The sequence below is a fragment of the Endozoicomonas sp. ALC013 genome (assembly GCF_049310205.1).
GTDB lineage: Bacteria > Pseudomonadota > Gammaproteobacteria > Pseudomonadales > Endozoicomonadaceae > Endozoicomonas.
The window spans coordinates 1-7,956 of record NZ_JBLYNS010000181.1; the positions used below are offsets into that span (position 1 = coordinate 1).

The 7,956-nt window shown below is 48.5% G+C and carries 9 protein-coding genes; 4 read left to right on the forward strand and 5 right to left on the reverse strand.

Annotated features, from left to right (window positions below; genetic code table 11):
- From ACO6V1_RS21230 to ACO6V1_RS21245, 4 genes are all read left to right on the forward strand, one after another.
- Window positions 1-1,180: type I restriction enzyme subunit R domain-containing protein (locus ACO6V1_RS21230; RefSeq protein ID WP_422468395.1), on the forward strand; the 1,180-nt coding region annotated here is incomplete at its 5' end.
- A gap of 9 nt (window positions 1,181-1,189) precedes the next feature.
- A complete protein-coding gene (locus tag ACO6V1_RS21235) occupies window positions 1,190-1,903 on the forward strand; it encodes a M48 family metallopeptidase (RefSeq protein WP_422445531.1) in 714 nt (237 codons plus the stop codon).
- 202 nt (window positions 1,904-2,105) lie between these two features.
- Window positions 2,106-2,936, forward strand: coding sequence for a hypothetical protein (locus ACO6V1_RS21240; protein WP_422445533.1), 831 nt, complete (start codon window positions 2,106-2,108; stop codon window positions 2,934-2,936).
- A gap of 71 nt (window positions 2,937-3,007) precedes the next feature.
- Window positions 3,008-4,858, forward strand: coding sequence for a hypothetical protein (locus ACO6V1_RS21245; RefSeq protein WP_422468397.1), 1,851 nt, complete (start codon window positions 3,008-3,010; stop codon window positions 4,856-4,858).
- 262 nt (window positions 4,859-5,120) lie between these two features.
- On the opposite strand, the gene ACO6V1_RS21250 is transcribed toward ACO6V1_RS21245, so the two are convergent.
- From ACO6V1_RS21250 to ACO6V1_RS21270, 5 genes are all read right to left on the reverse strand, one after another.
- Window positions 5,121-5,249: a hypothetical protein gene (locus tag ACO6V1_RS21250; RefSeq protein WP_422445537.1), complete on the reverse strand. Its 129-nt coding sequence runs from the start codon at window positions 5,247-5,249 to the stop codon at window positions 5,121-5,123.
- Entirely contained in the window at window positions 5,227-6,012 is a 786-nt protein-coding gene (locus tag ACO6V1_RS21255; protein ID WP_422468399.1) for a hypothetical protein, read from the reverse strand. The genes ACO6V1_RS21250 and ACO6V1_RS21255 overlap by 23 nt, the downstream gene beginning before the upstream one ends.
- 32 nt (window positions 6,013-6,044) lie before the next feature.
- Entirely contained in the window at window positions 6,045-6,287 is a 243-nt protein-coding gene (locus ACO6V1_RS21260) for a hypothetical protein (protein WP_422445541.1), read from the reverse strand.
- A gap of 115 nt (window positions 6,288-6,402) precedes the next feature.
- A complete protein-coding gene (locus ACO6V1_RS21265) occupies window positions 6,403-6,651 on the reverse strand; it encodes a hypothetical protein (protein ID WP_422445543.1) in 249 nt (82 codons plus the stop codon).
- The coding region (locus ACO6V1_RS21270; RefSeq protein ID WP_422468401.1) for a hypothetical protein at window positions 6,651-7,956 on the reverse strand (1,306 nt) is incomplete at its 5' end. The genes ACO6V1_RS21265 and ACO6V1_RS21270, both read right to left, overlap by 1 nt.

Consider the following 7,956-nt stretch of genomic DNA (forward strand, 5'->3'; position numbering starts at 1 on the left):
GCTGCTGACCGGTTTTGATGCGCCCAGCTGTACGTATCTTTACATTGATAAATCCATGCAGGATCACGGTCTGTTTCAGGCGATCTGCCGGGTGAACCGGCTGGATACGGAAGATAAGATCAACGGCTATATCATCGATTACAAAGACCTGTTCAACAAGGTGGGCAAGGCGGTTGCCGTTTATACCAGTGAGCTGGATTACGACGACTTCAAGGAAGAGGATTGTGAGATTCTGCTGAAGCAGCGGCTGGAAGAAGGTCGGGAGCGGCTGGACAATGCCCTGGATGCCATCGAGATGCTGTGTGAGCCGGTGCCACCGCCCAGGGGGGATCTGGAGTTTATCCATTACTTCTGTGGTAATAGCGAGATGGCGGCAGACCTAAAGGCAAAAGAACCTTTGCGGGCTGCGCTCTATAAATCGACGGTGGCGCTGATCCGGGCTTATGCCAATATTGCCGATGAACTGATAGCTGCGGGTTATACCGCTGAGCGGATTGAGCATATCAAAGAGCGGCTGGATTTTTATGTGAAGCTGCGGGAGCTGATTCGCCGTTCCAGCAATGAGGTGATTGACCTTAAGGCCTATGAAGCGGATATGCGTCACCTGATTGATACTTATATTCAGGCGGATGATTCGGTGGAGATTTCCCCGTTCAAGGATACGCCGCTGATTGACGTGATTGTGCGAAGTGGTATGGCCGAGGCGATCCGGACAGAACTGGGACGGATGAAAGGCAATCAGCGGGCGGTGTCGGAAGCTATTGAGAATAACGTGCGCAGCCGCATTATCGAGAGCCAGCTGAATGACCCGGCCTATTTTGACAAGATGTCTACACTGCTTGATGAGCTGATTCGCCAGCGCAAGCAGAATGCCATTGAATACGAAAAGTATCTGCAGGAAATTGCCGAGCTGGCGAACAAAGTCGTGACCGGGCAAAAGGATGATATGCCTGCGGCGTTGGATACTCCGGCGAAGCGTATGCTCTACAATAACCTGGGTGAAGATGAGGCGTTGGTGTTACAGGTCGATGCCGCCGTTAGAGCCAATCTGATGGATGACTGGCGTGGGAATGAGGCCAAGGAGAGCTATATACTCAATGCGCTCTATGAGATTCTGCAAGATGAGGATGAAACGTTTCGTGTGTTCAATCTTATCTCTAATCAGCCAGAGTATTTATGAGGAGCCTGAATGCCCGAAATGACGTTAGGGGGTATTGATATTGAGGTGGTGCAAAAGAATATCAAGAATGTTCACCTGAGCGTTCTGCCACCGGAAGGTCAGGTTCGGGTTTCTGCACCGCTGCATATCGATCAGGCGACCTTGCGGGCCTATATCATCACCAAACTGCCCTGGATCAGAAAGCAGCAGCAGAAACTGCAAGCCCAGGTGCGGGAAACGCCACGGGATATGGTGGGTGGTGAAAGCCATTATTTTAACGGGCAACGTTATCTATTAGAGATTGTCGAACGCGATTCGCCGCCGGGGGTGGATCTAGGCCACCATACGATCACGCTGTCTGTGCGCCCCGGCACAGACCCGGATAAGCGACTGGCGATTTTGCGGGAATGGTACCGGGCAAAGCTGAAGGAGCGGCTGCCGCCGATTATTGAACACTACGAAAAACTGATGGGTGTGAAGGTTGCCGAGTTTGGGGTTAAGCAGATGAAAACCAAATGGGGTACCTGTAACCCTGCTGCGGGCCGGATTTGGGTGAATCTGGAATTGGCGAAAAAACCGGCATCGTGTCTGGAATATATTGTGGTGCATGAGATGGTGCATTTGCTGGAGCCTTCCCACAACAAGCGGTTTAAATCGTTGATGGAGCAATATATGCCGAACTGGCGGGGTTGTCGGGATGAGTTGAATAGTTTGCCGGTGCGGTATGAGGATTGGGGGTATTGATGTCTCTGGCCTGTTATGTCATGGCCGGTAGAAGTCTTGTTTATTATGTCGAAAATTGAAAATCCGGTGCCCCGCGCGATACCTTCCAAAGTAAATTAAAGCAGGTTTGGAGATATGGCGCTGATGTTAAAAAAACGGAAGATCATACTCGTATTATTAAAACCCTTGAAAATATCTGTAACTGGATAAAGGTGCAGCGTTAATGAATCTCTATAGCTGGCTGGATGCCGAACGACTGCTGGCATCCAATACTCAGAATTTTACCTATTTCCCAGAGGGTATCGCGGATATCCGCGCTTACAGTGAAGCGATTGAAATAGACCTTGTCGGTGATAATCAAACCATTGCCCTTGATTTTATAAAAAACGTATTTGGCAATAACTGGCAGGCTGATGAACATAAGATAGAGCTGGCTTATGGCCCACAAAGCTCGATGGATGTTGAAATCATCACGCAGTGTGAAGAACAGGGCGAACGTCACCCAAGACCGCTTTGGAAAGATCTTGGTTATGAGGCCGCAACACAAGTACTGCCCAAAACCCCTGAACCTTTCGAGGGTCAGTGCAAAGTCGCAGCCTTTCACTCCTTTAAAGGCGGCGTGGGCCGTACCACTTCCTTGTTGACATGGTTCAAGGCGCTTCAGGTGAATTTCCACCGTGACAGCAAGCATAAGAGATTAAAAGTATTGCTTGTCGATGCTGATCTTGAGGCACCGGGGCTGACGTATTTGTTCAAGGACAGCGATAAGCCGGATGTTTCATGGATTCAATTTTTGGAAGCCAGTCACTATCCGGCGGTTGATGAGTCAGAAATGGTAGCCTCCTTCGCTAAAGAGCTTGATCGCTACACGAAAAGCGAAGCCGGGTTTGAGTACTGCTTGCTTCCTGCGTTTTCGAGCACCAGTGAATCGGGCATGGCTCAACTAATGAACATTTCTGTACGACCAGAACACCTGGCCCGATCTTATGAACAACCCTGGCGTTGTACCGATATGCTGCAAAAGCTGGGTAACTCCAGGCAGATATCATCCTGATTGACCTGAGAGCCGGACTCAGTGAACTTTCCAGCCCGCTGCTGTTTGACCCAAGAGTTGAACGTTTCGTGGTGACTACGCTGGCTGAGCAAGCGATTATGGGTACGGAATTTATTTTGAATCGCCTGACTTCCCTGGCGAATAATCAAGAGTGGCAAAAACAGTTTGGTGAAAAGACCTTAGACCCTCGCGTCATCACAACCTTTATCAATGAAGAGTTCAAAAAAACGGATCAATACAAAGTTGGTCTTGAGCGGTTGAACGCCGCTTATATGCCTGATAAATACGCTGAAGATAACACTAATGCCATCGACGGCCTTGAGATTATTGAAGGTGAGTTCAGCTCTCAACTCTTAAATCTGGGAACACTGGACAGTGCACTTTCGGTCATAGAAAATGCCAGCCCTTTGCTCAATGAAGGGCTGAACTGGGCCAGAGACTTCTTTGATTCTGAGAACCAGAAACCAACTCAAAAAACTGATGCCTACGCTTGTGGGGGAGAAGATAGTCCGGCAAACAAACTTTACGAATTAAGCGCCCAGCTGGTTTATGCCGAGCAGGGTAAAACGGATAAATTGCTGTTAACGACACCTCTGCGCAACCTTGCACAGCGACACGCCAGCAGCTTGCCGCAGATTGTTTCGATTGGTGCCAAAGGTTCCGGTAAAACATTTAACTACATTCAGCTATGTCGGCGTGGAAACTGGAAGAAATTTCTGGAAGAAGCAGAAATCAATGTTGATCGAAATCAGTCCTCTCGGTTAACAAGCACGTTTATTCTGCCCTTTACTCATTCAAAAAATACGGTCGATGATGCTGAAGATGCAATAAGTCAAGCTCGACTTTCTTTCTACAAAAAAGCAGGTGCACAAGACTCATTTAAACAGAGCAAGTTCATACGCATTAAAGATGCTGCCTTGCGAAACCCGACAACAGACTGGCTGGCATTTTGGGAAAAAAATATTATCGACCTTCATAACCTGGGAGGTCAGATCACTGATTTTGAAGCCTTGAACGAGGAGATGAAAAAACAGGAACTCCAGACCATTGTCGTTATTGATGGTATCGAAGATCTATTCCCGGAGGTCGGAGACTCTGAACAAGAAGCACTGGCTGTAAAAAATCTGCTTGAACTGCCCAACCGGTTACGTGAAATACGCAATTGCGCTATCGGTATTGTCATCTTTATTCGTGAAGATTATGTGGAAGCGGTCACGGCACAGAATCTTGGCCAATTTGTCGAACGTTATGAACCTTACCAGCTGCAATGGGATGCGGATGCGTTTCTACGACTGGTTTACTGGACTTGCGGGCAGGCTGGTTTAACGTTTGCACAAGACCCCGTTGCCAATCTGACAACCCGTGAAATATCGGTAAAACTCCATGTATTGTGGGGTTTGAAACTAGGTAGCCCTTCATCCCGGGAGGCTTACTCTGTGCGCTGGGTTTATGCGGCGTTGTGTGATCTGAAGGGACGTTTACAGGCAAGGGACGTTGTCCGCTTTTTAAAATATGCCAGTAAAAAAACTCGTGATTCAAGCAGCGTAAGCCAATTGACGGATCGCGTTTTAATGCCTCAGGCTATGCGCAATGCTATGAATGAATGCAGTTTGGAAAAAGTTGAGGAAGCGAAAAAGGAACTGGCGGTTTTAGGTGATTGGATTAAAAAATTGGCTAATATTGAGCCTGATAAGAAAACAATTCCATTTTCGGCGAAAGCTATTGACGCCAGCATGGAACAGCTTGAGAAATTGATCGAGTATGGAATTGTCTATGAAGATAAAAAAATTACTGAACCCCATCGTTACTATCTGCCAGAGTCTTATCGACAAGGGTTGGGATTCACCATGTCTAAAGGTGGTCGGCCCAAAGTTCAGGCTATGCTGAAGGACTCTCTGGGCAAAATTCCGGTTGATCCATGAAGAATCAGGGATAGTCAACACCCTTCTATGCTGTAGTGCTCTATCAAATCTCTACTACCTGCTGCGCCAAGTCTGGCGCAGTCCCCATTATCTCTCCATCCTGAATAAACGCCTTCACACCAACGTTCACAAACTCCACCTTAACTACTAATCACCGAACCATCCCGAAAACCCGGGTCGCGAACCGGGGTCGGGTCTTGATTCTTGATCTGATCGTCTTACACTTTCGCTTCGTACTGCGCCAAATTTGGCGCAGCTCCTTTTATTTCCCTCCCTGAACAAAAGCCTTTAGACTAACTCCCACTGACTCCCCTTTCACGGTAATAATCGAACCATCCTGAGGATCTGCCTGACTGGTGCCATTACCGTTATTGGCGGTGATGCCAGCCAAAACTTCCACTCCTCCAAGTATCAATGCCTTGAACTGCTGCAGGATATTTATGTAGTTGACAGATTCTCCAAAACCCTTGCCAATCAATAATGATCAAGCCGGTAAAGCTCCATGAGAAGCTATCAATATCCAGGCTAATTTCCATTGAGGGTAATTCTATCGGTGTCCGGGCAGGCAAAACGACAGTGGTAATTATGTTCATTAGCAGATAACTCTCCCTGATCTCTGGCTGTTCCGGCTCCGGCTTTTCCACAATAACCGGGTCTGTCTCGCCGCCATAGTTGCCGGTAATGCTCTCATCCTTGGCTTTCTGGCCGAAGCCCCACGGCAGGATAACCGGCTGATCCTCGGCTCTGTTTTTCTGGAAGGCAAAGCGCCGCTTGCTATCCCTTGGCTGAATAACCTTGGCATCAACTGATCGTCCCATTCGGAAATAAACAGCAGGTGTGGTTTCGGGCGGATAGGGAATGCCAGCAAAGCGGAAGTTAAGGAGGCTCGGTATCAGGTAGCCAAGCTTCTCTATCTGATGAGCAGGACTGAACTCATCCACTCGCCGGAAACTGCTGATCTGGTTGCTGTCTCTTACTAAAGTTCGGTTCCAGAGAATACGATCTTTCTCATCCTTTGCCTGAATGGAATGATCCCATCGCTGCGACTTATGACCATCTATGTTAACAGCCTGCTGCCAACGCCCGTCAGCTGTCGCCTCTTTTTTCAGGCTGTCGCTATGACTGAAACTGACCTGAGCTTCCTTTTTAGCCACTGCCCCCCAAAATAGCCCAAAAGGTGAGGCTTCTACAGACCTTGCCTGCCGACTACTTTGTGACCGGGAAGAGCTGATAGGCCGGTGGAATAAACCGCCGCTCTTTGCTGCTGTCGGCCAACGGCTTTTTTCCAGTTACCCTGATAAAACCGGATAACTGAAGGTGGCGGAACAAAGGCATATCTTGCTATCGGATAAAAGCCAAAGTCAGCACCCGGCTTATATGCATCAAGACCGAAAGCGAAATCAACCGGAGCTGTAATTACATAAGCCATAAATTATTGATTTGGGATAATAGTAGGATTAACCGGCCCATGGGCTAGTGGTCGACTGAATGGCTTTGCCTTGAACTTTGCAGTGCCTACACTTTAGTTCTGATTAATACATTATTTAAAAATACTTCAAAATAATTTTTGTCTTCAGACAAAGAGAATCGCTTCCTGAATTCCCACTTGAGAAACGGGCTATTTCAGGATTATAAGAATTAGTTGCATATAAATGATGCTCATTGCCTGAAAAATCCTGCTCAGAAATAAGAGAATCTAAATCTAATACACTTTGCTCAGGAGGCTCAAAAGTATACAGGCTCGTGGGATGAGTATGATCCAAGACATATTGCTTAAAGTTTTTCACTGCCATCAGTCAGCATCCCCCCGGATCTGTAGCGTAAAGTCGTCGTTTGTTTCGGTGCCCTGACCTGAAAGCACCGTCCGACAAATCCAAACTGGCGCAAGGCACCCATCGGTATTGAAACGGATAGTGTTGCCTGTTGACCAGCCGCTGCCCCAACCATCGGCTTTCATCGTGAAATAAGGCACTCCCGTTTCCGGGTTAATGGGTGCGGTATCGGTTGCTGTGCTACCGCTGGCTATTATCCCCAGCTTTTCCTCAACAATCTGGAAAGCTGTGCTGCTGGTAAAAATAATCGCCCACTTGCCATAAATAGCCCCCTTGTTGGTCGCTTCTACCGGGTAGTTGATGGTGTTGTATTGGGCAGTTGTCTGGTCTCTAACCCGGTCATCCGTCCAGTTTGGATCGCCGCTATCCCATACTTTCTGGCTAAAAAAGTTTTTCACTCTCGCCTGAAGATCGCCATAGACCACCGCACTGCTGACCGAGGTTTCGCCTGCGGGCAAATCCCATGGCACCGGGGAGATGTCACCATTGATCTGCACATCGATCAATACACTCATGTGCTCCACCCGATCCTTGATACTATAGGGTGCCGATAGCGGGCTACTGTCGGCATCAATCAGGCTCAACGGCTCGGCAAAGGTAACAGTTCCTGCCTCCCGGTCACTGGTATACTGGTCAGGAGACAAATACTTACCATTAGCATCAATAATGGTAATGTCTGCCTGATGATCTCGGGTAAGGTTTACCACTTGGCCTGCCGTTGGTGTACCAATATCGGTGGTTGCCGAATGACTTATAACCACAATATCCCCGGCTCGATAGATGGGAACCTTGCCATCAGGAGGCAGACGTACCGGGTCAAGGCCAATCAGTTCAGCATCGAGCGGCAGGCTGGTTTCGACCACGCAGTTGTAACGAACGCTTTGCGGGATGACGTAGATTGGCTTCTTTTCAGGAGAGTTTTCATCAGTAAACTCAATCTCGCACCAGCCAGTCGTAACGTCGATGTTTCCTGCCACCTCTGAAGTGCTGAAGTCGCCATTAAAGTCAGCTGTCGCAGTAATCACATCCCCGGTATCCACCCGCACTGCCGTTAGCTGCAAGCTGCCCTGTCGAACAGGAGCACCGGGAGTACGGAAGGCCACTGCATTTATGCCAAAGCCGACCCCGATGGTGGCCGCTGCCTGAATGGTGGCCGTATTGACGGTGCCAGATGGATAGCTGGCCAGTGTCGCCAGCCCGCCGCTGTAATCGACCCTGCCAACCTGAATACCGGCATTGGTTTCTGTGCTCAGGTTTTTATAGAGG